This window comes from Comamonas sp. 17RB, assembly GCF_030056555.1.
GTDB classification, from domain to species: Bacteria; Pseudomonadota; Gammaproteobacteria; order Burkholderiales; family Burkholderiaceae_C; genus Comamonas; species Comamonas terrigena.
The window spans coordinates 1-1460 of sequence record NZ_JASHHY010000021.1; the positions used below are offsets into that span (position 1 = coordinate 1).

General features: G+C 48.4%; 1 rRNA gene. It reads right to left on the minus strand.

From position 1 onward, the window contains the following. Positions 1–1090 (minus strand): 23S ribosomal RNA (locus QM470_RS21375); the annotation flags it as partial. Positions 1091–1460: the final 370 nt, after the last annotated feature.

Below are 1460 nucleotides of genomic sequence, written 5' to 3' on the forward strand. Positions count from 1 at the left end.
ATTACGCTTTCTTTAAATGATGGCTGCTTCTAAGCCAACATCCTGACTGTTTTAGCCTTCCCACTTCGTTTCCCACTTAGCCAATTTTAGGGACCTTAGCTGGCGGTCTGGGTTGTTTCCCTCTTGAGTCCGGACGTTAGCACCCGGTGCTCTGTCTCCCAAGCTGTACTCTGCGGTATTCGGAGTTTGCATAGGTTTGGTAAGTCGCCATGACCCCCTAGCCTAAACAGTGCTCTACCCCCGCAGGTAATACTTGAGGCACTACCTAAATAGTTTTCGGAGAGAACCAGCTATTTCCAAGTTTGTTTAGCCTTTCACCCCTATCCACAGCTCATCCGCTGATTTTGCAACATCAGTCGGTTCGGACCTCCAGTACCTGTTACGGCACCTTCATCCTGGCCATGGATAGATCACTTGGTTTCGGGTCTACACCCAGCGACTGGACGCCCTATTCGGACTCGATTTCTCTACGCCTCCCCTACTCGGTTAAGCTTGCCACTGAATGTAAGTCGCTGACCCATTATACAAAAGGTACGCCGTCACCCCTTACGAGGCTCCGACTTTTTGTAAGCATGCGGTTTCAGGATCTATTTCACTCCCCTCCCGGGGTTCTTTTCGCCTTTCCCTCACGGTACTGGTTCACTATCGGTCGATTACGAGTATTTAGCCTTGGAGGATGGTCCCCCCATATTCAGACAGGGTTTCTCGTGCCCCGCCCTACTTTTCTCTAGCTCAGTACCACCAGTCGGTTTTCACATACGGGGCTATCACCCACTATGGCCGGACTTTCCATTCCGTTTTGTTAACCGTCTGACTATCACTAGAAGGCTGTTCCGAATTCGCTCGCCACTACTATCGGAATCTCGGTTGATGTCTTTTCCTCTGGGTACTTAGATGTTTCAGTTCTCCAGGTTCGCCTCGACAGCCTATGTATTCAGCTGCCGATACCTATTGCTAGGTGGGTTTCCCCATTCAGAAATCTCCGGATCAAAGCTTATTTGCCAGCTCCCCGAAGCTTATCGCAGGCTATCACGTCTTTCGTCGCCTGTAATCGCCAAGGCATCCACCACATGCTCTTAGTCACTTGACCCTATAACTTTGACCTCTCTTGCGAGACGGTCGCCATTTCGGTTTTCAAAGACTTGTAAGGTCTCTCACCTTACGCGTTATGCCGTAATGTGAATGATTCTTCGGTGCAAATCTTTCGATTTGCGCCTAGAGAATGATTCGTCATTACTTGAATTCAAAGTTTGAATTCGTGTTGACGCAATCAAAATCGTTGCTGGTGGCACGGTGCATTTTTCATGCTTTCCACCAGCAACGCTGATTTTCGACTCTATGAATTTTTAAAGAACAGCCTATTGATCGGATCGATCAATACAAAAGCAGTCTTTGCAAGACTGCTTTTGTATTGAACTCTCATGTGCCGAGCCAATGATTGTAGCACCTTTCGGCGCTAT